The organism is Pseudomonas mendocina, from assembly GCF_900636545.1.
GTDB lineage: Bacteria > Pseudomonadota > Gammaproteobacteria > Pseudomonadales > Pseudomonadaceae > Aquipseudomonas > Aquipseudomonas mendocina.
Genome location: NZ_LR134290.1, coordinates 3,431,426 through 3,454,995, shown reverse-complemented (window position 1 = coordinate 3,454,995; position 23,570 = coordinate 3,431,426). Strand labels below are relative to the sequence as shown.

21 protein-coding genes are annotated in these 23,570 nt (G+C 64.1%); 13 read left to right on the top strand and 8 right to left on the bottom strand.

Annotated elements, in window-relative coordinates:
• Positions 1-43: 43 nt before the first annotated feature.
• From EL191_RS16010 to EL191_RS15980, 7 genes are all read left to right on the top strand, one after another.
• Positions 44-778, top strand: coding sequence for a response regulator (locus EL191_RS16010; RefSeq protein WP_024308952.1), 735 nt, complete (start codon positions 44-46; stop codon positions 776-778).
• Positions 768-2,216 carry an ATP-binding protein gene (locus tag EL191_RS16005; protein WP_041979997.1) on the top strand — a complete coding sequence of 483 codons (1,449 nt, stop codon included), beginning with the start codon at positions 768-770 and terminating at the stop codon, positions 2,214-2,216. The genes EL191_RS16010 and EL191_RS16005 overlap by 11 nt, the downstream gene beginning before the upstream one ends.
• Positions 2,217-2,417: 201 nt before the next feature.
• Positions 2,418-3,671, top strand: a complete 1,254-nt coding sequence (locus EL191_RS16000; RefSeq protein ID WP_041979999.1) for an ABC transporter substrate-binding protein — start codon at positions 2,418-2,420, stop codon at positions 3,669-3,671.
• Between the two features lie 288 nt (positions 3,672-3,959).
• Complete coding sequence (locus EL191_RS15995; protein ID WP_041980001.1) at positions 3,960-4,868, top strand: carbohydrate ABC transporter permease; 909 nt, start codon at positions 3,960-3,962, stop codon at positions 4,866-4,868.
• A complete protein-coding gene (locus tag EL191_RS15990) occupies positions 4,861-5,739 on the top strand; it encodes a carbohydrate ABC transporter permease (RefSeq protein ID WP_017363817.1) in 879 nt (292 codons plus the stop codon). Before EL191_RS15995 ends, EL191_RS15990 begins: the two co-directional genes overlap by 8 nt.
• Positions 5,740-5,749: 10 nt before the next feature.
• Positions 5,750-6,916, top strand: a complete 1,167-nt coding sequence (locus EL191_RS15985) for an ABC transporter ATP-binding protein (protein WP_041980003.1) — start codon at positions 5,750-5,752, stop codon at positions 6,914-6,916.
• A 173-nt stretch (positions 6,917-7,089) separates the two neighbouring features.
• On the top strand, positions 7,090-8,328 hold the full coding sequence (locus EL191_RS15980; RefSeq protein ID WP_041980005.1) for a maltoporin: 1,239 nt from the start codon (positions 7,090-7,092) through the stop codon (positions 8,326-8,328).
• A 101-nt stretch (positions 8,329-8,429) separates the two neighbouring features.
• Here the strand turns inward: EL191_RS15980 and mapR are convergent, their stop codons facing one another.
• The gene (gene mapR, locus EL191_RS15975; protein WP_041980007.1) at positions 8,430-9,842 is read right to left on the bottom strand and encodes a GntR family transcriptional regulator MpaR; all 1,413 of its coding nucleotides are present in this window, start codon (positions 9,840-9,842) and stop codon (positions 8,430-8,432) included.
• Positions 9,843-10,118: 276 nt separating this feature from the next.
• A complete protein-coding gene (gene ccoG, locus EL191_RS15970; protein WP_041980009.1) occupies positions 10,119-11,522 on the bottom strand; it encodes a cytochrome c oxidase accessory protein CcoG in 1,404 nt (467 codons plus the stop codon).
• 37 nt (positions 11,523-11,559) lie between these two features.
• Here ccoG and EL191_RS15965 point away from each other — a divergent pair, with 37 nt between their 5' ends.
• The 6 genes from EL191_RS15965 to EL191_RS15940 all read left to right on the top strand — a co-directional run bounded on the left by EL191_RS15965 (position 11,560) and on the right by EL191_RS15940 (position 16,982).
• Entirely contained in the window at positions 11,560-11,832 is a 273-nt protein-coding gene (locus EL191_RS15965; protein ID WP_041980011.1) for a hypothetical protein, read from the top strand.
• A gap of 31 nt (positions 11,833-11,863) precedes the next feature.
• Positions 11,864-13,531: a nitrite/sulfite reductase gene (locus tag EL191_RS15960; RefSeq protein ID WP_041980013.1), complete on the top strand. Its 1,668-nt coding sequence runs from the start codon at positions 11,864-11,866 to the stop codon at positions 13,529-13,531.
• Complete coding sequence (locus EL191_RS15955; protein WP_041980015.1) at positions 13,528-14,049, top strand: DUF934 domain-containing protein; 522 nt, start codon at positions 13,528-13,530, stop codon at positions 14,047-14,049. Before EL191_RS15960 ends, EL191_RS15955 begins: the two co-directional genes overlap by 4 nt.
• Entirely contained in the window at positions 14,046-14,396 is a 351-nt protein-coding gene (locus tag EL191_RS15950) for a CidA/LrgA family protein (protein WP_041980017.1), read from the top strand. Before EL191_RS15955 ends, EL191_RS15950 begins: the two co-directional genes overlap by 4 nt.
• The gene (locus EL191_RS15945; protein ID WP_041980019.1) at positions 14,396-15,079 is read left to right on the top strand and encodes an LrgB family protein; all 684 of its coding nucleotides are present in this window, start codon (positions 14,396-14,398) and stop codon (positions 15,077-15,079) included. Before EL191_RS15950 ends, EL191_RS15945 begins: the two co-directional genes overlap by 1 nt.
• A 295-nt stretch (positions 15,080-15,374) precedes the next feature.
• On the top strand, positions 15,375-16,982 hold the full coding sequence (locus EL191_RS15940; protein ID WP_041980021.1) for a malate:quinone oxidoreductase: 1,608 nt from the start codon (positions 15,375-15,377) through the stop codon (positions 16,980-16,982).
• Between the two features lie 240 nt (positions 16,983-17,222).
• Here the strand turns inward: EL191_RS15940 and EL191_RS15935 are convergent, their stop codons facing one another.
• The 6 genes from EL191_RS15935 to EL191_RS15910 form a co-directional block, all read right to left on the bottom strand.
• Positions 17,223-17,936, bottom strand: a complete 714-nt coding sequence (locus tag EL191_RS15935; RefSeq protein WP_041980023.1) for a S1 family peptidase — start codon at positions 17,934-17,936, stop codon at positions 17,223-17,225.
• 242 nt (positions 17,937-18,178) lie between these two features.
• Positions 18,179-20,662 carry a glycerol-3-phosphate 1-O-acyltransferase PlsB gene (plsB, locus tag EL191_RS15930; RefSeq protein WP_017363809.1) on the bottom strand — a complete coding sequence of 828 codons (2,484 nt, stop codon included), beginning with the start codon at positions 20,660-20,662 and terminating at the stop codon, positions 18,179-18,181.
• A 152-nt stretch (positions 20,663-20,814) separates the two neighbouring features.
• Positions 20,815-21,225, bottom strand: a complete 411-nt coding sequence (locus EL191_RS15925) for a hypothetical protein (RefSeq protein WP_013716452.1) — start codon at positions 21,223-21,225, stop codon at positions 20,815-20,817.
• Positions 21,226-21,318: 93 nt separating this feature from the next.
• Positions 21,319-22,161 carry an EamA family transporter gene (locus tag EL191_RS15920; RefSeq protein ID WP_041980025.1) on the bottom strand — a complete coding sequence of 281 codons (843 nt, stop codon included), beginning with the start codon at positions 22,159-22,161 and terminating at the stop codon, positions 21,319-21,321.
• A gap of 141 nt (positions 22,162-22,302) precedes the next feature.
• Positions 22,303-22,662 carry a hypothetical protein gene (locus EL191_RS15915; protein WP_041980054.1) on the bottom strand — a complete coding sequence of 120 codons (360 nt, stop codon included), beginning with the start codon at positions 22,660-22,662 and terminating at the stop codon, positions 22,303-22,305.
• Positions 22,663-22,862: 200 nt separating this feature from the next.
• Complete coding sequence (locus EL191_RS15910; RefSeq protein ID WP_041980027.1) at positions 22,863-23,468, bottom strand: DUF7822 domain-containing protein; 606 nt, start codon at positions 23,466-23,468, stop codon at positions 22,863-22,865.
• Positions 23,469-23,570: the final 102 nt, after the last annotated feature.

Genomic DNA, 23,570 nt, shown 5'->3' with positions numbered 1-23,570 from the left:
CCAGGCCTACATTGCGGCGTGAACACAACAAGGACGGCGGACCATGAGCCAGCCCGGCAAGTCGATTCTGCTGGTCGATGACGACCAGGAAATACGTGAACTGCTCGAGACCTACCTGAGCCGCGTCGGCTTTCAGGTGCGCGCCGTGGCCGATGGCGCCGCCTTTCGCCAGAGCCTGTGTGCGGAGTCGGCCGACCTGGTCATCCTCGATGTGATGCTGCCCGACGAGGACGGTTTCAGCCTGTGCCGCTGGGTGCGTGAACACCAGCGCTTCGCCCAGGTGCCGGTGATCATGCTCACCGCCAGCTCCGACGAGGCCGACCGCGTGATCGGCCTGGAGCTGGGCGCCGATGATTACCTCGGCAAGCCGTTCAGCCCGCGCGAATTGCTGGCGCGAATCAAGGCGCTGCTACGCCGCGCGCAGTTCAGCCAGGAGCGCAGCGGCGAGGTGCTGGCATTCGATGACTGGCGCCTGGACATGGTCAGCCACCGCCTGTTCCATCGCGACGGCGAGGAGGTGATCCTCTCCGGCGCCGACTTCGCCCTGCTCAAGCTGTTTCTCGATCACCCGCAGCAGATTCTCGACCGTGACACCATCGGCAATGCCACCCGTGGCCGTGAGGTGATGCCGCTGGAGCGCATCGTCGACATGGCGGTGAGCCGCCTGCGCCAGCGCCTGCGCGATACCGACAAGCCGCCGCGGCTGATCCGCACCGTGCGTGGCAGCGGTTATCAACTGGCGGCGACCGTCAGCGTGCAGGCCGGCGATGGCCGCTGAAGCGCGGCGCTGGTTGCCGCTGCCGCGCTCGCTGCTCGGGCGCATGCTGTTACTGACCCTGCTGGCGATACTGGCGGCGCAGACGTTGTCCAGCGCCATCTGGCTGTCGCAGTTGCGTGCCACTCAGCTGGAAGGCCTGGTGACCACGGCGCGCAGCCTGGCTCACTCGATGTCGGCCAGCGTGCGTTACTTCCGTTCGCTGCCGGTGAATTACCGGCCGCTGGTGCTCGACCAGTTGCGCAGCATGGGCGGCACGCGCTTCGTGGTCAGCCTCAACGATCGCCCGTTGCAGATGAAGCTGCTACCGCCCACGCCGCGCAAGCAGGCGGTGACCGAGACGGTGACCGAAGTGCTGCGTCAGGCACTGGGCAGCGCTGCCGACATCTCTGTGACCTTCGTCCGGCCGGATGATCTGCTGATCTTCAACGGCGGCCTGAAGCTCGACGAGCTGCCGCGATCCTGGGCGCACTATGCGCTGACCCTGGAGCCGCTCAACCCGCCGGTGCTGGTGACGCAGATCCAGCTGGCCCCGGGGGAGTGGCTGTACATCGCCTCGCTGCTGCCCGAGCCCTACACCAACCTGGAGGAACCCTTCCTGCCCACCCAGCAGCTGTGGTTCATCCTCCTGACCAGTGTTTTCCTGCTGCTGTTCATCGGCTTGCTGGTGCACCTGCAGAGCCGTCCGCTCAAGCGTCTGGCGCGCACTGCGCGGCATATGTCGCTGGGGGCGGAAGTGGAGCCGGTGGCCGAGGGCGGTGGCCGCGAGGTGGTGGAGGTGGCGCGCGCGTTCAACGCCATGCGCGAGCGCATCAGCCGTTACCTGACTGAGCGCAGCCAGCTGTTCAGCGCCATTTCCCACGACCTGCGCACGCCGATCACGCGCCTGCGTCTGCGCGTCGAGCTGCTCGACGACGAAAGCCTGCAAAGCAAGTTCGGGCGCGATCTGGACGACCTCGAGCTGCTGGTCAAGGGCGCACTGCAATGCGTGAAGGACACCGACATCCACGAGAACATCGAGCCGGTCGACCTCAATCACCTGCTGCACGGGTTGATCGAACCCTACCTCGGCACGGGCCGCGTCACCCTCGATGGTGCCGCGCGTGATCTTTATCCCGGCAAGCCGCTGGCCTTGCGCCGTTGCATCGGCAATCTGCTGGACAACGCGCTGAAGTATGGCGAGCGCGCGCACCTGCACATCGAGGACGATGACGAAGCCTTCGTCCTGCATGTCGATGACGAGGGCCCGGGTGTGCCCGAGCAGAAGCTCGAGCAGGTGTTCGAGCCGCACTTTCGCCTGGCCAGTCAGCAGCAGGGCTATGGCATGGGCCTGGGCATCGCGCGCAACCTGGCGCATAGCCATGGCGGCGAACTGAGCCTGCGCAATCTGCGAGATGGAGGGCTGCGTGTCACCCTCTGGCTACCGCGCCAACCTCGCTGAATTTCCGCTCGTGCGCCCTCGCGCTGGACCGCAGAATCCGCGGCGCGGTGCCTTATGTAACCTGTCGGCGTCACTTTGTAACCGCTTGGTGACTATCCAATACCCTTTGTTACCCCGGCCACATTGGGGGCTGGGTAGACTCGTTCGCAATGCAAGCACCACGACTTGCTCGCGAATAACAACAACAAGGTGTCTCATCCCATGAAAGCGATCTCTCGCCTGTCCTGCGCCATCTCCCTAGCAGTCCTGTTGCCCCTGTCCGCTACGGCCGGTGAAGTCGAAGTGCTGCACTGGTGGACCTCCGGTGGTGAAAAGCGCGCCGCCGATACCCTGCAGAAACTGGTCGAAGCCCAGGGCCACAAATGGAAGGATTTCGCTGTTGCCGGCGGTGGCGGTGAAGCGGCCATGACCGTGTTGAAGACGCGCGCCGTGTCCGGCAACCCGCCTGCCGCCGCGCAGATCAAGGGGCCGGATATCCAGGAGTGGGGCGAGCTGGGCCTGCTCGCCGACCTCAACGGCGTCGCCGCCGAGCAGAAATGGGATGACCTGCTGCCGCCGCAGGTGGTCGAGGTGATGAAGTACCAGGGCGACTACGTGGCGGTGCCGGTCAACGTGCACCGGGTCAACTGGCTGTGGATCAACCCACAAGTGTTCGAGAAGGCCGGTGCCACGCCGCCGACTACCCTCGACGAATTCTTCGCCGCCGCCGACAAGCTCAAGGCGGCCGGCTTCATCGCCATCGCCCACGGCGGCCAGCCCTGGCAGGACGGCACCGTGTTCGAGGACCTGGCCTTCAGCATTCTCGGCCCCGAAGGCTTTCGCAAGGCCTTCGTCGAGCTGGATCGCGACACCCTGACCGGCGACAAGATGGTCGAAGTGTTCGCTGCCCTGCAGAAACTGCGTGGCTACATCGACGCCGACGCCGCCGGGCGCGACTGGAACAGCGCCACTGGTTTGGTGATCGATGGCAAGGCCGGCATGCAGATCATGGGCGACTGGGCCAAGAGCGAGTGGACCGCAGCCGGCAAGGTCGCCGGCAAGGACTACGAGTGCCTGGCGTTCCCCGGCACCCAGGGCAGCTTCGCCTTCAACATCGACTCGTTGGCCATGTTCAAGCTGACCAATGCCGACGATCGCAAGGCCCAGGAAGACCTGGCGCGCACGGTGATGGGCAACGAGTTCCAGGAGTTCTTCAACCAGAACAAGGGCTCGATCCCGGTGCGTATGGACCAGGACATGAGCAGCTTCGACACCTGCGCGCAGAAATCCATGGCCGACTTCAAGGAGGCCGCTGCCGATGGCGGCCTGCAGCCGAGCCTGGCCCACGGCATGGCCGCCTCCAGCTACGTGCAGGGCGCGGTGTTCGACGTGGTGACCAACTTCTTCAACGACCCCAAGGCCGACCCCAAACGCGCCGCACAGCAACTGGCGGCGGCGATCCAGGCGGTGCAGTGAGCCTGCCGGCCGCCTAGGCGGCCCTTGCCGTAGGGCGGGTGTAACCCGCCATTCAAGCCTTTGACCCAAGGTGCATGCCTTCATGCCTGTGCCATGGGATCGGCCGCGCCGAGATTCAGGTGTCGGGGCAGGGCAACTGGCAATCGGTAGGGCGGGCTCAGGAGCGCAGCGAACAGTCCGCCGGCTATGCGTGCTGGCTGTAATCGCCGACGTACTGCTTCGCGAGTACGCCCTACGGGTCCGCTACGGATGTTTTACGCATCAACGCAGCATGCAACGGAGTCAACCATGAGTTCAAACGCAGTCATCAGCAAAGCCTCACCGCTGGATGCCCTGCAGCGCTGGCTGCCCAAGCTGGTGCTGGCACCGAGCATGGTCATCGTGCTGGTGGGCTTCTACGGCTACATCGGCTGGACCTTCCTGCTGTCGTTCACCAACTCGCGCTTCATGCCCAGCTACAACTTCGTCGGGCTGCAGCAGTATGCGCGTCTGTGGGACAACGACCGCTGGTGGGTGGCGAGCCAGAACCTGCTGGTCTTCGGCGGTTTGTTCATCGCCATCAGCCTGGCCATCGGCGTGCTGCTGGCGGTGCTGCTGGACCAGCGCATCCGCCGCGAAGGTTTCATTCGTACCATCTTTCTCTACCCCATGGCGCTGTCGATGATCGTCACCGGCACCGCCTGGAAGTGGCTGCTCAACCCCGGTCTGGGTCTGGACAAGCTGCTGCGCGACTGGGGCTGGGAAGGCTTTCGCTTCGACTGGCTGGTGGACCCGGATCGCGTCGTCTACTGCCTGGTGATGGCCGCCGTGTGGCAGTCCTCGGGCTTCGTCATGGCACTGTTCCTCGCCGGGCTGCGCAGCGTCGATCAGTCGATCATCCGCGCTGCCCAGGTCGACGGTGCCAGCCTGCCGAGCATCTACCTGCGCATCGTCCTGCCGAGCCTCGGGCCGGTGTTCTTCAGTGCGCTGATGATCCTCGCGCATATCGCCATCAAGAGCTTCGACCTGGTCGCCTCGATGACCGCCGGTGGCCCTGGCTACGCCTCCGACCTGCCGGCGATGTTCATGTACGCCCACACCTTCACCCGCGGCCAGATGGGCCTCGGCGCCGCCAGCGCGATGCTGATGCTCGGCGCGGTGCTGGCGATCCTGGTGCCGTATCTGTATTCCGAACTGCGAGGCAAACGCCATGACTGATTCCGTGCTCGATGCGCGTCTGGCGCCACATCCAGTGTCTCGGGTGAGGGCCTTCAGCCTCAGCCGCCTGGCCATCCACGCCACCCTGATCCTGGCCTGCGCGGTGTACCTGGTGCCGCTGCTGGTGATGCTGCTGACCAGCTTCAAGACCCCGGACGACATTCGCAGCGGCAACCTGCTGTCCTGGCCCGACGTACTCACGGTGATCGGCTGGGTCAAGGCCTGGGACGGTGTCGGCGGCTACTTCTGGAACTCGGTGAAGATCACCATCCCGGCGGTGCTGATCTCCACGCTGCTCGGCGCGCTGAACGGCTACGTGCTGGCCATGTGGCGCTTTCGCGGTTCGCAGCTGTTCTTCGGACTGCTGCTGTTCGGCTGCTTCCTGCCGTTCCAGGTGATCCTGTTGCCGGCGTCCTTCACCCTCGGCCAGCTCGGCCTGGCCAATACCACCGAGGGCCTGGTGCTGGTGCACGTGGTCTACGGCCTGGCTTTCACCACGCTGTTCTTCCGCAACTTCTACGTGAGCATTCCCGAGGCCCTGGTGCGCGCCGCGCGCCTCGATGGCGCCGGCTTCTTCACCATCTTCGGACGCATCCTGCTGCCGATGTCGGTGCCGACCATCATGGTCTGCCTGATCTGGCAGTTCACCCAGATCTGGAACGATTTCCTCTTTGGCGTGGTGTTCGCCAGCGGCGACACCCAGCCGATCACCGTGGCGCTGAACAATCTGGTCAACACCAGCACCGGGGCCAAGGAATACAACGTCGACATGGCCGCGGCGATGATTGCCGGGCTGCCCACGCTGCTGGTCTACATCCTGGCCGGTAAATACTTCCTGCGCGGCCTCACCGCCGGCGCCGTCAAAGGTTGAGGTAATAACCATGGCTACCCTCGAACTGCGCAACGTCAACAAATCCTACGGCAGCGGCCTGGCGGACACCCTGAAGAACATCGAACTGGCCATCGACTCCGGCGAGTTCCTGATCCTGGTCGGCCCCTCCGGCTGCGGCAAATCCACCCTGATGAACTGCATCGCCGGCCTGGAGGACATCAGTGGCGGGGCGATTCTGGTGGACGGCGCCGACATCAGCGGCATGAGCCCGAAGGATCGCGACATCGCCATGGTGTTCCAGTCCTATGCGCTGTACCCGACCATGACGGTGAAGGACAACATCGCCTTCGGCCTGAAGATGCGCAAGCTGCCGCCTGCCGAGATCGAGGCCGAGGTGGCGCGCGTGGCCAAGCTGCTGCAGATCGAGCATCTGCTGTCGCGCAAGCCCGGCCAGCTGTCCGGTGGCCAGCAGCAGCGCGTGGCCATGGGCCGGGCACTGGCGCGGCGGCCGAAGATCTACCTGTTCGACGAACCGCTGTCGAACCTCGACGCCAAGCTGCGCGTTGAGATGCGTACTGAAATCAAGCTGATGCACCAGCGCCTGAAGACCACCACGGTATACGTCACCCACGACCAGATCGAGGCCATGACCCTGGGCGACAAGGTAGCGGTGATGAAGGACGGCATCATCCAGCAGTTCGGCACCCCGCAGGAAATCTACAACGACCCGGCCAACCTGTTCGTCGCCAGCTTCATCGGCTCGCCGCCGATGAACTTCATTCCCGTACGCCTGCAGTGGCGCGATGGCCAGTGCTGGGCCGTGCTCAGCTCGTCGCTCGGCGTCGCTGGGCAGGCTCGCTGCGAACTGCCGTTGGGCGAACTGGAAGCCGGCATCGAGAACCGCGACCTGATCCTCGGCATCCGTCCCGAGCAGATCCAGTTGGCTGCCGACAGCGGCGCTGAGGCACCGAGCATCTGCGCCGAAGTGGAGGTCACCGAGCCCACCGGGCCGGACACGCTGGTGTTCGTCAACCTCAACCAGACCAAGGTCTGCTGCCGTCTGGCGCCCGACATGACGCCGCAGGTGGGCAGTACGCTTTCGTTGCGTTTCGAGCCGAGCCGGGTGTTGCTGTTCGATGCCCAGAGCGGCGAGCGCCTGCTGGCAAAAAAACACCAGGCCACTGACAACAAGGTGGCGCAATTGAAGCGCGGTTAGCGGTGTAGCCCGGACGAAATCCGGGATCTGCCGAAACAACCTTCCGAACTGCATCCGAGCTACGCGACACACCCAGTCACGTAGGAGGCGTCGTGCGCCCCAGGGAAACGAAAAAGCCGTCGCTGCGGCGGTTATTCCGCAGCATCGCTCAATAAAAACAATCAGGAGCAACGATGAAGATCACACAGCAAACCCTCACCTGTTCGCTCGGCACCCCCTGCCTGCTGGCACTGGCTTTGGCCACACCGCAGGCGCAGGCCTTGGAGTTCAGCGGTTATCTGCGCAGCGGTATTGGTGGTGCCGATACCGGCGGTACGCAGCAGTGTTTCCAATTGCCGGGCGCGCAATCGAAGTACCGCCTGGGTAACGAGTGCGAGCAGTACATCGAGCTGGATCTGCGCCAGGACCTGTTTCGCCTGGATGACGGCTCGGTGATCAGCGTCGAGGGCATGGCCCAGCTCTACAACCAGTATGGTCATACCCCGAAGTTCACCGGCGACTACGGCTTCGCACGGATGAACCAGATGTACGCCGAGTGGAGCAACATGCCCGCGCTGAACGGCGGGTCGCTGTGGGCCGGACGGCGCTTCTACAAGCGTAACGACATCCACATCTCCGACTTCTACTACTGGAACCAGAGCGCCACCGGTTTCGGCATCGACGAGATGAAGATCGGCGATCTCAAGTACAGCTACGTGTTCTCGCGCAAGGACAACTACGACCAGAAGCCCTACATCAACCGCCACGATTTCAACGTCGGCGGCTTCCAGGTCAACCCGGGCGGTGAGCTGGAGGTGGGCGTCAGCTATATCGACAAACCGGACAGCAGCGATGCCAACAGCGGCTGGGCGGTGAGTGCGCAGCACAAGCAGCAGGGCTTTCTCGGCGGGGTCAACACCGTTGCCCTGCAATACGGGCGAGGGCCAGGTACCGGCCTGGGTTATACCGGTGATCCGGCTCTCGACAGCAGTAACCGCAGCTGGCGCCTGGTGGAGTATTTCGACTTCCAGATGACTCCGCGTCTCGGCGGCCAGGTGCAACTGGTGTATCAGAAGGACAAGCGCCCGGATGGCGCGGATCAGAACTGGCTGTCCATCGGTGGCCGCACCAGCTACGCCTTCACCGAGCAGTTCAAACTGGTCGGCGAGATCGGTCGCGATCAGGTCGAGGCGCCCGGTGGTACACGCAAGCTGACCAAGTTCACCATCGCGCCGACTTGGTCGCCCTCAGGTCCTGGCTTCTGGGAACGTCCGGAAATCCGCCTGTACTACACCTACGCCAGCTGGAACCGCGCCGCGCAACAGGCCGCCAACCTGCTGGCCGATGGCTCGGCGCTGTCCGAGAACGGCGCCTTCGGCAGCGCGCGTAATGGCTCCAACTTCGGTGTACAGGTTGAGTACTGGTGGAAGTAGAGCGCTCGTAGGATGTGCACGCTTTAAATCAGTCGGTGCGCATGGCGCACCCTACGTGGGTGGCGCAGGTCATCCGTAGGGTGCGCCTTACGCGCCAGGCGTCAGAGCAATCCCGCCACCAGGCGCCCGAGCACTTCCATGGCCTGTTCGTTGCGCGGGTTCCATGGGTGACCGTAGTTCAACCGCGCGCAGTGGCGAAAGCCCTGGCTGGCGGAGAAGATCGGCCCCGGCGCCAGGCTGATGCCCTGGGCCAGCGCCAGGCGCAGTAGTTGCAGCGAGTCCAGGCGCTCGGGGAACTCGAACCAGAGGAAGTAGCCACCCGAAGGCCTTGTGACCCGCGTGCTGGCGGGGAAGTGCCGGGCGGCAGAGGCGAGCATGGCGCTTTGCTGCATTTCCAGGGCGTGGCGCAGCTTGCGCAGGTGGCGGTCGTAGCCGCCGTGCTGCAGGTAATCGGCCAGCGCTGCCTGGGCTGGCACCGACGGGGAGATGGTAGTCATCAGCTTGAGCCGGGCGATCTGCTCGGCATAGCGCCCGCCGGCCACCCAGCCGATGCGATAGCCCGGCGCCAGGCTCTTGGAGAACGAGCTGCAATGCATCACCAGCCCCTCGCGGTCGAAGCTCTTCACCGGCTTGGGCGGGTGGCTGCCGAAGTACAGCTCGGCGTACACGTCGTCTTCGATCAACGGCACCTGATGTTCGACCAGCAGGTCGTACAGCGCCTGCTTCTTGGTCTCGCTCATGCTTGCGCCGAGCGGGTTCTGCAGGCTGCTCATGAACCAGCAGGCCTTGATCGGCAGTTGCTTGAGGCTATCGGACAGGGCGCCCAGGTCGATACCTTCGCGCGGGTGTACGGGGATTTCCACCGCCTTGAGCTGCAGGCGCTCCAGCACCTGCAGGCAGGCGTAGAAGGTGGGTGACTCGATGGCCACCAGGTCACCTGGTTGAGTCACGCACTGCAGGCAGAGGTTGAGCGCCTCCATGGCGCCGTTGCTGATCACCAGTTCCTCCATCGGCAGCATCACGCCGCTTACCATGTAGCGCAGGGCAATCTGCCGGCGCAGGTCGGCGTTACCGGCGGTCATGTCGGCGATGATCTCGTGCGGCGAGAGCATGCGCAGCGCGTGCGCCATGCTCTTGGCCAGACGCGGCAGCGGGAACAGGTCGGGGCTGGGGAACGCCGAGCCGAAGGGCACGGTGTGCGGGTCCTTCAGCGAGGCGAGTACCGAGAACACCAGCTCGCTGACGTCGACCTCGGTGGTCTGCGCGGTGTGGGCGGTCAGCTCAGGCTCGTGCAGCGGGCGTTTGGCGTGTTCGCGTACGAAGTAACCGGAACGCGCGCGCGCCTGGATCAGGCCGCGATCCTCCAGCAGGTAGTAGGCCTGGAACACGGTGGAGGGGCTGACGCCATAGGTGCGGCTGGCATGGCGCACCGAGGGCACCTTCTCGCCGGGGCCGAGCACGCCGGTACGGATCAGCTCGGCGATCTCGTCGGCAAATTTTTCGTAGCGTTTCATCCTGTCCTGGTTCACCGCCGCAAAGGGTACGGGTGAACACTTTACGGGGTGAGCGGCAGACATGGCAGTGCCTCGTGAAGGGGGAACGTATCTCGAATCGCCCCGGATTGCATCCGGGCTACGACGCTTGCTCCCCTCTCCCATTCATTGGGGGCGCGCCTAGTGGCGAGGGGCCGGGGGAGAGGGATCTCCGTGTAAATCGTCACCCCCTCTCCCTGTGGGGAGAGGGGATTGATCGCGTCCATCTTTCGTTAAGTGAGCACGGTTTACTGCGACTCAACGCAGCGGCGCGAGGAAGGTGCTCTTGGTGCTGACGCGGCTGCCCGCATCGGCCTGGTCGCGTACCTCGAAATGCAGGGTTTGCGGGCCGGCAGCGTTGTGCGAAGCCGTCAGCGCGACGCTTACCGGCAGGTCACGAATCTCCCCCGGTGCCAGGTTCAGCGTGCTCGGGCCGTGCAGCTCGAAGTCGCCGGCATCGACCAGGTCGATGGCATAGCTGCGCGGTTGCTGGGTCTTGTTGATGATCTTCAGGCTGTAGATGTTCTCGATCTGGCCCAGCGAGTTCTCACGGAACAGGCCACGGTCGCGGGTCACGTCCAGGGAAATCAGCGGGCGTTCGGCCAATGCCCAGGCGAAGGCGCCGATCATCACTGCCAGCATCGCCGCATAGCCGATCAGGCGTGGGCGCAACCAGTGCGTCTTGCCGCCGGCCAGCTCGTTCTCCGAGCTGTAGCGCACCAGGCCGCGGGCATAGCCGAGCTTGTCCATGATGCTGTCGCAGGCATCGACGCAGGCGCCGCAGCCGATGCATTCCAGTTGCAGGCCGTCGCGGATGTCGATGCCGGTGGGGCAGACCTGCACGCAGACCGTGCAGTCGATGCAGTCGCCCAGGCCTTCGGCCTTGTAGTCGGCGTCCTTGCGGCGCGGGCCACGGTTTTCGCCACGAGCGGCGTCATAGGAGATGACCAGCGTATCGCTGTCGAACATCACGCTCTGGAAGCGTGAGTAGGGGCACATGTCGCGGCACACCTTCTCCCGCAGCCAGCCGGCGTTGATATAGGTGGCAGCCGTGAAGAACAGCACCCAGAACGCCGTGGTGGCGCCGACTTCGAAGGTCGCCAGGTCCACCGTCAGCTGGCGCACCGGGGTGAAGTAGCCGACGAAGGCCAGGGCAGTGGCCAGGCTGACCGCCAGCCACAGCGCGTGCTTGGCGCTGCGCCGAGCCAGTTTCTGCAGCGACCAGGGCGCAGCGTCGAGCTTGATGCGCTGGCCGCGGTCACCTTCGGTGATCTGCTCGACACGCATGAAGACCCAGGTCCACACGCTCTGCGGGCAGGCGTAGCCGCACCAGACGCGGCCCGCCAGCACGGTGATGAAGAACAGGCCGAAGGCGGCGATGATCAGGATCGCCGAGAGCAGGATGAAATCCTGTGGCCAGAAGGTCGCGCCGAAGATATGGAACTGGCGATTCTCCAGATCCCAGAGCACGGCCTGGCGGCCGTTCCAATCGATCCAGGCGGTGCCGAAGAACAGCAGGAACAGCAGGCCGGCACCTAGCAGGCGCAGGTTGCGAAAGCGCCCGGTGAAGCTGCGCGTGTGGATCGGGCCGCCGGCCTGGGCCGGTGTCAGGCGGATGGGTTTGGCGGTGTCGAGGCTCCGCACGGGGATCAGATCGGTCATTTAGTTGCCCTCATCAGGCGTTTATCAGGCTGGCGCCATGATCCGAGGGCAACTGATCGTGAAACAGACTCAGGTTTTCGATAAAAAAGCGGATCAGATGCTGGCGGCGAACACAGGGAAAAGTACCAGGCAGGTCGCCAGCCCGCGCCATTTCTGGCGTCTGGAACTTTGGTGGCTGGAGAGACAGCGATCGCCCTGCGACATCGCGCCGCGCCAATCAGCGGGCTGTGGTGGTCGCTGCCGTACCCATCTGATCCGCTTTTTTAAGGCTTTTCTGGCGCTGTTTTCAGTGCACGTCTGGCAGGCATAGTCGACGCCCCGTGATCAGGAGGCATGCCTGCATGTACCAATACGACGATTATGACCGCGCGCTGGTGCGCGAGCGCGTTGCCCAGTTTCGCGACCAGGTACAGCGGCGCCTGGCCGACGAGCTGAGCGAGGAAGAGTTCCTGCCGCTGCGCCTGCAGAACGGCCTGTACCTGCAAAAGCATGCCTACATGCTGCGTGTGGCGATCCCCTACGGCACCCTGTCGGCCAAGCAGATGCGCGCGCTGGCGCATATCGCCCGTGAGTACGACCGCGGTTACGGCCACTTCACCACGCGGCAGAACATCCAGTTCAACTGGGTTGAACTGGAGCGTGTGCCGGACATTCTCGACTGGCTGGCCGAGCACGACATGCATGCCATCCAGACCTCCGGCAACTGCGTGCGCAACATCACCACCGAAGCTTTCGCCGGCGTCGCTGCCGACGAGTACCTCGACCCACGCCCACTGGCCGAGATCCTGCGCCAGTGGTCGACGGTCAACCCGGAATTCCTCTTTCTGCCGCGCAAGTTCAAGATCGCCCTGTGCGCCGCCGAGCAGGATCGCGCGGCGATCCAGGTGCATGATATCGGCCTGCAGCTGTATCGCGACGAGGCCGGCGAGCTGCGCCTGCGTGTGCTGGTCGGCGGTGGTCTGGGACGCACGCCGATCATCGCCCAGACCCTGCGTGAAGGCCTGCACTGGCAGGACTGTCTGTCCTACGTCGAGGCCATCCTGCGCGTGTACAACCGCCACGGCCGACGCGACAACAAGTACAAGGCGCGCATCAAGATCCTGGTCAAGGCGCTGGGCATCGAGGCCTTCGCTGCCGAGGTGGAGCGCGAGTGGCAACCGATCAAGGACGGCCCGGCACGCCTCACCGAGGACGAGTATCAGCGCGTCGCCGCGTCTTTCCATAAGCCGGCCTACACCGCGCAGGACGGCCTGGATCTCGATTTCGGCACCCAGCTGACGAGGGATCATGCCTTCGCTCGTTGGGTCTCGCGCAACGTCATGGCGCATCAGGTAGCGGGCTATGTCAGCGTGGTGTTGTCGACCAAGCCGGGCATCAGCGCGCCGCCCGGTGACGTCACGGCCGAGCAGATGGAGGCGCTGGCCGACTGGAGCGAGCGCTACGGTTTCGGCGAGATTCGCGTCGCTCACGAACAGAATCTGGTGCTGCCCGATGTTCGCAAGGCCGACCTCTACGCGCTATGGCGGGAGGCCCAAGCTGCGGGGCTGGGCACCGCCAACGCCGGGCTGCTGACCGATATCATCGCCTGCCCGGGTGGCGACTTCTGCGCCCTGGCCAACGCCAAGTCGATCCCCATCGCTCAGGCCATCCAGCAGCGTTTCGATGACCTCGACTACCTGCATGACCTGGGCGAGCTGAGCCTGAACATCTCGGGCTGCATGAACGCCTGCGGCCATCACCACATCGGCAACATCGGCATCCTCGGCGTCGACAAGAACGGCAGCGAGTGGTACCAGCTCACCCTCGGTGGCAGCCAGGGCCAACAGGCGGCGCTGGGCAAGGTGATCGGCCCGTCGTTCGCTGCCGAACAGGTGCCCGAGGTGATCGAGAGCATCGTGCATACCTATGTCGACCATCGCGAGGAGGGTGAGGGCTTTCTCGACACCTTCCAGCGCATCGGCCTGGAGCCTTTCAAGGCGCGCGTCTACAGCCGCGAGGAGGTGGCATGAACAATCTGATCCGTCTGATCGAGGGCCAGGCCCGCATCGTCAGCGACGATCCCTGGCAGTTGCATGCAGCCGACCAAGGCGAGCGGCTGATCCTGCCGCTGGCAGCCTGGCGTGAGCGGCAGCCCGGGGAGGTGCTGGAGGGCAGGGCGATGAGCGCTGACGGCCTGTTGCTGCAGGTCGACGACGAGCCGGAGGCGCTGCAGCCATTTCTTTCCAGTCTGCCTCTGATCGCCATCGACTTTCCCAGCTTCCGAGATGGCCGCGGCTACAGCCAGGCCTACCTGCTACGCACCCGCCTGGGTTGGCGTGGCGAGTTGCGCGCCGTAGGCGATGTACTGCGCGACCAACTGGCGCACATGCGCCAATGCGGCTTCGATGCCTTCGCCGTGCGCGCTGACAAATCGCTGGAAGATGCAATCAAGGGCCTGGAAGGGCTCAGTGTGTTGTATGGTCGTTCGGTTATCGAGCCGCGTCCGCTGTTTCGCCGGGGACGCCATAAGGAGGAATCGAGATCATGATGGTGCGTGGCCTGTTCTGGCTGGTATTGCTGCAGTTGCTCGGCGTGGCCCTCAACCATTGGTTGTTGCCGATGTTGCCGGCTTCGATCATCGGCCTGTTATTGCTTTCGCTCTGGCTGATGTGGCGCGGCGCCGTGCCGGAGCCGCTGCAGCAGGCCGCCGGTGGTCTGCTGCCGTATCTGCCGCTGCTGCTGGCCGTACCGGCCTCGGGAATCATGACCAGCAGTGATCTGCTGCTCGGCGAGTTGCCGGTGATTGTCGCGGCGCTGGTGCTGTCGTTGCTGGTGACCGTACCCTTCTGCGGCTGGCTGCTGCAGGCACTGATCCGCCGCCAGGAGCGCAAGTGATGACGCAGTTCACTCACCACCCGCTGTTCGCCATCGCCCTGACGCTGGCCGCCTTTCTGATTGCCGCCTGGCTCTATCGCCGCAGCGGTTGGCTGGTGCTGCAGCCGGTTCTGGTGTCGGTGACGCTGATCGTCACCACCCTGCTGCTGTGCGGGGTCGATTACGCCACCTACCGTGCCGGCGCCGAGTCCGTTGCCTGGCTGCTGGGGCCGGCCACCGTAGCCCTGGCGGTCCCGCTGCAACACAACATCAAGCGCATCCGCCAGTTGTTCTGGCCGGTGCTGATCACCCTGACCGCCGGCGGCGTATTGTCGGTGGCGCTGACCCTGGTCATCGGTTGGGCACTGGGCGCCGATTGGAGCGTGGTGATGAGCCTGGCGCCGAAGTTCGTGACCATGCCGATTGCCATGCCGGTGGCCGAGCAGATTGGCGGCGTGGCCTCGCTGGCGGCGGTGATGGTGATGCTCACCGGTGTGATTGGCACAGCCATGGGACCGCTGCTGCTGCGCTGGGCCGGCGTCGACCACCCGGCGGCGCGTGGTCTGAGCTATGGCATCAACGCCCACGCCATCGGCACTGCGCATGCTCTGCAGGAGGGCGAGGAGTGTGGGGCCTTCGCCGCCCTGGCGATGAGCCTGCTGGGCATCGGCACTGCCTTGCTGCTGCCGCTGCTGTTGGCCTGAGCGTGCGGAATCCCGCCATCTGAACGCCCCCTGACGCCGCGCGGTGGCGACATCTCGCCACCGCGGCGTGCGCTGAGCGCCGTGCAAGCCAGTAAATGCTGCTGAAACCTTTCAGCGGCATGCATATTGCTCTTGCCCGCGACGCGAACGGAATACGCCCGCCAAGAGGCCTGGAACCCCCTTCCTTTCGCCGTGCCGCAGATCTGCGGCTATCGCCCATATGCGGCCCAAACGGCCGCTGCCCGAAACCTTGCCTGCACGGCCCTTGTCGTCGTGCGACGAACTGGACTGTCACATGAAAAAAATCCTGCTGACGCTGCTTTGTCTCAGCGTGATCGGTTGCTCCAAAACCCGTGAGCCCGAGAAAACCGTCGACGTGCTGCTGATCGGCGCTGGCGTGATGAGCGCTACCCTCGGCACCTACCTCAACGAGCTGCAGCCGGACTGGAGCATCGAAATCTACGAGCGCCTCGACCGCGTCGCCGGCGAGAGCTCCAACGGCTGGAACAATGCCGGCACCGGCCACTCGGCGTTCTGCGAGCTGAACTACACCCCGGAAACCGCCGACGGTGGCATCGATATCAGCAAGGCTATCGCCATCAATGAGTCGTTCGAGATCTCCAAGCAGTTCTGGGCCACCCAGGTCGAGCGCGAGGTGCTGAGCAAGCCCAAGAGCTTCATCAACATCACCCCGCACATGAGCTTTGTCTGGGGCGACGACAACGTCGAGTACCTGCGCAAGCGCCACGCCGCCCTGCAGCACAGCAACCTGTTCCGTGGCATGGAGTTCACCGAGGACCACGCGCAGATCGCTCAGTGGGTACCGCTGATCATGCAAGGTCGTGATCCGCAACAGAAGGTTGCCGCGACCCGCATGGCCATCGGCACCGACGTCAACTTCGGTGAAATCACCCGTCAGTTGATCGACTCGCTGATCGGCAAGGAGCAGGCCAGCCTGCACCTGGAGCACGAAGTCCGCGACCTGCAGCGCAACGATGATGGCACCTGGCGCGTGACCGTGGCCGACCTGGCCAAGGGCGGCGCCGAGCAGAGCATCAATGCACGCTTCGTGTTCATCGGTGCCGGTGGTGGCGCGCTCAAGCTGCTGCAGAAGTCCGGCATCGAAGAAGCCAAGGGCTACGCCGGCTTCCCGGTCGGCGGCCAGTTCCTGATGACGCGTAACCCGGACATCGTCAGCCAGCACCTGGCCAAGGTCTACGGCAAGGCTTCGGTCGGTTCGCCGCCCATGTCCGTGCCGCACCTGGACACCCGCGTGATCGACGGCGAGAACGTGCTGCTGTTCGGCCCGTTCGCCACCTTCTCCACCAAGTTCCTCAAGAACGGCTCGCTGCTCGACATGTTCAGCAGCATGACTACCGACAACTTCCTGCCTATGGTCAACGCCGGCATGGACAACTGGTCGTTGAGCACCTACCTGATGGGCCAGCTGATGCTCAGCCAGGAAGACCGCATGGCGTCGCTGCGCGAGTACTTCCCGGACGCACAGGACGCCGACTGGGAGCTGCTCACCGCCGGCCAACGCGTGCAGATCATCAAGAAGGATGCCGAGAAGGGCGGTGTGCTGCAGTTCGGTACCGAGGTGGTGACTTCCGCCGATGGTAGCCTCAGTGCGCTGCTGGGGGCCTCACCGGGCGCCTCGACCGCTGCACCGATCATGCTGCAACTGATCGAGAAGGCTTTCGCCGAAAAGGTCGCAACCCCTGAGTGGCAGGCGCGCCTGAAGGACATAATCCCGTCCTACGGGCAGAAGCTGAACGATGACCTGGCGCTGACCAACCGCATTCGTCAGTGGAGTAGCGAGCGTCTCGAGTTGCAGCACATCGAAGTGGCCCCGGACGTGGAAATGGTCGTCGAGCCCGAGCCGAAGCCCGTGACGCTGTAAGGCTTAGAACGCTGTGAAGGAACCCGCCCTGCGTGATGCGCACGGCGGGTTTTTTCTTGGGCGGCCGTTCGTATTTCGTGGCGAGTAGCCCGGATGCAATCCGGGGACCGTTCGAGCGTCAGAAAAGCTATCGCGGCTAAAGCCCCTCCCACAGATCCCGCCGTGCCTGTGGGAGGGGCTTTAGCCGCGACTGGGTAGAGGGTGATTGCTCGGTTTATGTCCGGGTCATGGGCAGGCTGATCACTCCGTCAGCGTCATCAGAATATCGGCATACCAGGTGCAGTTCAGACCTAGCGCTTCGTCCTGATCCTCGTCGCGGTCGCCGAGCAGGCGGGTGGAGTGGATGCCGAGCAGGTGCCAGGGCAGCTCGCCGTCGACGCTGGCGCGCTTGACCACCGGCGCGCCGCTGATGCCGCGGTGGGTGCGGCCGTCTGTGAGGAAGTAGCCGAGCCCCTGGAAACGCAGGCCGAAGGAAGAGGCCAGGCCGGCATGACGAGCGACCGGCATGCGGTGCAGGTTGTCCTGAAAACCCAGCGGGAAGCCCACCACCAGCAGGGTCGAACCGATTTCGACATGCTCGTCGGCCTGCAGCAGGTGCTGCTCGCTGAAGGCCTGGTAAACGCTGCCCGGCGGTAGCGCAGAACGATCCAGCTCGATCACTGCCACGTCGATCTCGCCGGCACCATCGATGCCCTGGCGCCACAGGCGCTCGTCACCGTGGTAGAGGGGAATGGTGAAATCCGCCGTACTGGCCAGGTTCCTGGCGTCGGTGTGCAGCTCGATCTGCAAGGCGTCGGGGTGATGGCTGCTGGGTTCGTCGAGTACCACATGGCGACTGGTAACCAGGAACAATTTTTGATCCCGGCTGAAGAAGAAACCGCTGGCGTTGGTCAGCGTTTGACCTGCCGCCAGCGTGGTGATGCGTGCTGCGCTGAGCATCAGAGAGTCGATCATGGCCGGGGCCTCTTGCCTGTGTGTGGCTTACCGACTGACTGCCAAAACCGTGACAGGTTCGTCTGCTGGTATCGAGCCTTCGCCAGGGAGGATGCAAAAAGCGACATCCACCGGGGTGAGCGGTTACGAGCGGCTTGCTCTGGCCGGCTCCCGCGTATGCTCCCGATGCCCGTTTTTGTGAGCCTCGGGTGGGCGTAGGGTGGGCTTCAGCCCACCACGCTGGGGGCTAAAGCCCACCCGCGTCACGCAATAGCCGGTTCGTCCTCGTTGCGATCCAGTGCCACCTGGCGGATCGACAGGCGAATCTCGGCCGGCAGCACGCGCTTGGCGGCGCCTTCGGCCAGTTCGCTAAGCAGCGGATGATGGCTAAGCTTGCCGGCTTCGTCCTGGCGCAGCACGCCCTGATCCAAAAGGCTCTGGATGAAGTGGCGGAACAGGCTCTTGTCGAAGAACTCCGGCGCGTTCAGGCCATGCAGGATCGACAGGCGCTGAGCCATGACCGTACACAGGTCTTCCAACTCCTCGGCGCTGATCGCGTTCTGCCCGGCGTTGAGCAGCAGGGCGATGGCCATGTAGAAGCGCTGCAGGGTCTGCGCCACCGAGCGCGACAGCAAGGTCAGCAGCACGAACTGGCGCGAGCTGGGCGCCGGGCGCACGTACACATCGCCCTCGACCTTGAGCAGGCCCTGTTCGACGAAGGCCGCCAGCCACTGGTCGATCACGCCTTCCAGCTCGCTCTGCTCCCAGCGGATGAACAGCTCGGACTGTAGATACGGGTACAGCGCGCCAGCGTAGCGCAGGATCTGCTCGCGGCTGATCCGTGCGCTGCTCTGGAAGAAGCTCGCCAGCAGCGCCGGCAGGGCGAAGATATGCAGCACGTTGTTGCGGTAGTAGGTCATCAGGACGGCGTTCTGCTCGTCCAGATAGAGAATCTTGCCCAGCGCATCCTTCTGTTCGGCCAGCAGGTCCATGCTCTTGACGTGCTCGATCAGCGCCGCGCCGTCGCCTTCCGGCAATGTGGTGTGCGGCGAGTAGGGCACGGCGCGCAGCAGGGCCAGGTACAGGTCCAGCACACGGGCCAGGGCGCGGTCATCCAGGGCCAGCTTGCTGGTTGACAGCAATGCCAGCGCCACCAGGTTGACCGGGTTGATCGACGCCGCCTCGTTGAGGTGACGCGCCACGCGCTCGCCGAGGCGATTGGTGGTTTCATTGAGCCAGGCCGGGCGGTACTGCGGGCCAAGATCCTGCTGGCGCCAATCCGGCTGCTGCTGGTCGAGGAATTCCGCCAGCTTGATCGGCTCACCGAAGTTCACCGAGACCTGGCCGAAGCGTTGCTTGAGTGCACCGAGCACCTTGAACAGGTCGAAGATCGACTCCTTCTTCTTGCTCGCGCCACGCAGCTCGCCCAGGTAGGTGCGGCCTTCCAGCACGCGCTCGTAGCCGATGTACACCGGCACGAAGACGATGGGCAGGCGATTGCTGCGCAGGAAGCTGCGCAGGGTGATGGCCAGCATGCCGGTCTTCGGCCGCAGCATGCGCCCGGTGCGCGAGCGTCCGCCCTCGACGAAGTACTCGACCGGGAAGCCCTTGCTGAACAGGGTGTGCAGGTATTCGTTGAACACCGCCGTATACAGGGGGTTGCCCTTGAAGGTGCGACGCATGAAGAAGGCGCCGCCACGGCGCAGCAGGCCGCCGATCACCGGCATATTCAGGTTGATGCCGGCGGCTATGTGCGGCGGCGTCAGGCCGTTGCGGAACAGCAGGTAGGACAGCAGCAGGTAGTCGATGTGGCTGCGGTGGCAGGGCACGTAGATCACCTCGTGGCCCTGGGCGATGTCGCGCACGCCTTCGACGTTGTGCACCTTGATGCCGTCGTAGATCTTGTTCCAGAACCAGGAGAGCACCAGTTCGAGGAAGCGGATCACCGTGTAGGTGTAGTCCGAGGCGATCTCGTTGCCGTAGCGCAGCGCCTGGGCTTCGGCTTTCTCCAGGCTGATCTTCTCGCGTTCGGCTTCCTCGGCAATCGCTTGACGCACCATCGGGTCGTGTACCAGGCCTTTGACCAGGTTGCGCCGGTGCGACACGTCCGGGCCGATCACCGCGGCCTTCTGGTTACGGAAGTGCACGCGCAGGATGCGGTGCACCATGCGCAGCGTGCGCTCCTGGCCCTTGTCCTGCTCGACCAGCTCGCGCAGGTGAATCGGCGTGGAGAACTGCACACGGGTCTTGCGCCCGAGAATCAGGATGCTGACCAGGCGGCGCAGGCGCCCGGTCACCGCCCAACTGTCGGCGAACAGCAGCTTCCAGGCGCTTGTCTCGCGATCCGGCGATTGGCCCCAGAACACGCTGACCGGCACGATCTGTGCGTCGTCCACGGCATGCTGGCTGAGGGCGCTGACCACGCGATCGAGGGTCGGCGAAATGCCGCGTTTGTCCTGGCGGCCGAACCAGTCCGGTTCCGGCGTCAGGTAGAAGAAGGCCGCGGGCTCGATATGCTCCCCGACGGCCACTGGCAATACCGGGCGCGGCAGGCCAGCCTTGGTGCATTCTCGGTCGACCACCGCCAGATCGCTCACCGAGGGCTGCTGCAGCACGTAGAACACCGGCTTGCTGCGGTCGAGCTTGAGGGTGAAGGCGGACTGGTTGATGGTTTCCGAGCGTACCCAGAGGTACAGCAGGCGGCGCAGCGCGCTGAAGGCCATGCGGCGGAAAGGGGAGCGGGTCATACGGACTCTTGCATGCGGGAGCGAACAGGCGCTCGGGAGGCGCATAGTTTGCCGCAAGCCTGGGCAGCGGGCAAAACTCTTGTGTTTGGCAGGAGGCGTGCCACGAGTCGGCAGCGGGCTGAGGTTAAGTGCTTCCGGCCTGCATGCTGCTCTCAGCCGGGCAGCGCATAGTCGAGCAGGTACTGACTGCTCGTGAACAGCGCCGCGATCAGCCCCGCCAGGCCGGCGCAGATAAGTGCCTGTTGGATGCCAGTGGTAACGGTGCTTATCTTCTGAATAAAAACGATGAACCCTGCGACGAACAGGCAGGCGGTATAGGGAATGGAAAACGAAGTGGTGCCGGGGATTGCGATATTGGCAGCGAGTATGGGCGCTGACGCCAGGAGGAAGATCAGAAATGACAGCAGGCTGGCCTGCAGCATGGTCCAGTAGGGGCGCTCGATACTGGCTTTCGGGTTCTTGCCGAAGATCTTGAGTGTGAATCCACCCAGGAGAATCAGGTAGCCCCACATCAGCGGTGCGATAACGATGGCAATCAGAAAAAACGGCGGTGCTGACGTCACGGGTATTCCAGGGCTCCGGCTGAACGTAGGGTGCAAGGTAGCATGAGGTTGTAAGCGCGAGCAGGTCATCCTTGCGCAGAGCGCTACCGCTTTTCAGGCCAGTTTCATCACCACGACACCGGCGGCGATCACCACGCAGGCCAGCAGGCGAAGCGGTCGCAACGACTCCTTGAGCAGTACCATCCCCAGCAGTACGGCGAACACCACGCTGGTTTCGCGCAAGGCAGAGACCAGCGCCACCGGCGCCTGGGTCATGGCCCAGATCACGATGGTGTAGGCGGCCATGGACATCGCCCCACCGGCCAGCCCGCCGCGCCAGTGCGGCCCCAGTTGCAGAAAGGCGCGCGGCCCACGGCTGATGGCCAATACCGCGGCCATCACCACACCGTTGACCGTGAACAGCCACAGCGAATAGCTCAGCGCGTCACCATTGTTGCGGGCGCCCATGGCATCGCTGAGGGTGTAGCCGGCGATGAACAGCGCCGTCATCAGCGCGCAGAACAGCATCGCCCCTTGTGGCGCCTTGTGCTGGCCGCCGCGCAAGGCCATCAACCAGATGCCCATCACCAGCACCAGCAGGCCCAGCAACTGCATCGTGCTCAGCCCGTCTTGCAAGAACAGCAGCGAGAGCAGGGCGACCATCAGCGGTGAGCTGCCTCGTGCAATCGGGTAGACCTGGCTCAGGTCGCCGTACTGGTAGGCGCGGGCGAGGAAGAAGTTGTAGCCGATATGCAGCAGCGCCGACAGCGCGATCCAAGGCCAGGCCGAAGCCTGTGGCAGGGCTACAAACGGCAAGGCGCAAAGCGCTACCAGGCCAGCACCAATCTGGATCAGGGTGGCGGTGAGAAAACGGTCCAGTCCGATCTTGAGCAGGGCGTTCCAGCCGGCATGCAGGGCGGCGGCGGCGATGACGGCGAGAAAGACCGTGGTTTCCAAGAAAAGCCTCTGGCTGGGCAATCAGGTGGTGCTGCTCGAAGCGCAGCAGCATCGCTGACGCCTGTGACAAAAAGAAGACTACCGGCTAGTCATGGGCAGCGTCGATACAAGCGAACGGACAGTGCCGCTAGCCAGCGCGTGTCAGGCCACGGCCTGTCGCCGCGCACTCAGCAGATAGAGCAGGGTGAACACGATAACCAGCACGTCCAGAACCACCGCTGCAGCCGCCTTGGCCAGATACGCCTGACCGTGAACGATCAGCAGCGATACGAAGACGGCCTTGCTCAGCGCTGCAATGACGGCACAGAGAACCCGATGCTTCGGGCTCAGCGCGCCATAAATCAGCAGCACGCCCATCAGCCCGACCAGCGCCGACCAACTGCGAATGACCAGAGATTGCAACTGCCCGTCGAAGGACGCGCCGAACATCGACTGCAGCGCCTCCTGCGGCGCGAACAGACCGTAGAACATCGTGGCGGTAAGCACACCGGACACCAGCATCAACCATTTGAATGACGTGCGATAAGACCCATGGCGGTTCCTTCCTTTGCGGTGTTGGCGGCATGCATCTTAGCCTTGAAACGAGTGCATCACCTGAGATGAAGCCGCGGTCGGGTCATTGCACATCAGGGCCGGTACGCAGCTTCTATATCGTTGCAGGGCCTTGTCAGCGCTCCGTGGCGGCATCTCGGCAGAGGTGTTCATGCATCGCTGAAGTCGAAGTACAGGGTGTTCGACCAGTTGCCAAGTCCGAGGCCATACAGGCTGGGCATTACATCATGCGCAGGGGGCACTGGCTCGGGCTTGCGGCCGAGCAGCCTGGACAGGAGGCCGGCGGGTTTGGGTGGCGCCACAGGAGGTGGCAGCAAGGATTGCAGCGCCCGGTCCATTTCAGGCGCCAGATCGTTCAGCTCCTCCAGCAGCGCCAGATTCTGCTCGAAGAGGGGCTCGTCACCCATGTCGAAAATTTCACCGCACTCCAGCACCAGGTACTGGTTCTGGCTCTCTGGCTTATGCAGGAACTCGAGGGCTTCGGCAATCAGCGGCTGAGCTTCAGGCAGTTGTATTTGCGAGAGGAAGCCTTCAAGGTTCTTCACGCCGTTGGCGTAATCACCTATCAGGGCGATTTCCTCTGAGTTGTCCCAAATCGAGGAGGGGCAGGTTCTCGGGGCGCCGGAGAGAAGAATCTTGAAAACGATGGGTATGTCGTAGTTCCACTCGGCAATACCAATCAGCTTGCGGCCGCTGGTCTTCGCGCTCGGCCCGGGAATGACATTGGTGGAGTAGAGATAGCTGCGGTTGGCCACGGTGATCGTTCCAAATCTCGAGGTTCTTTTTGAGGCAGCATCCAGGCTGCATCAGTGCAGGTAGGGCGCCGGTTGCCATCCGTCATGCAACCGGCTCCGGTG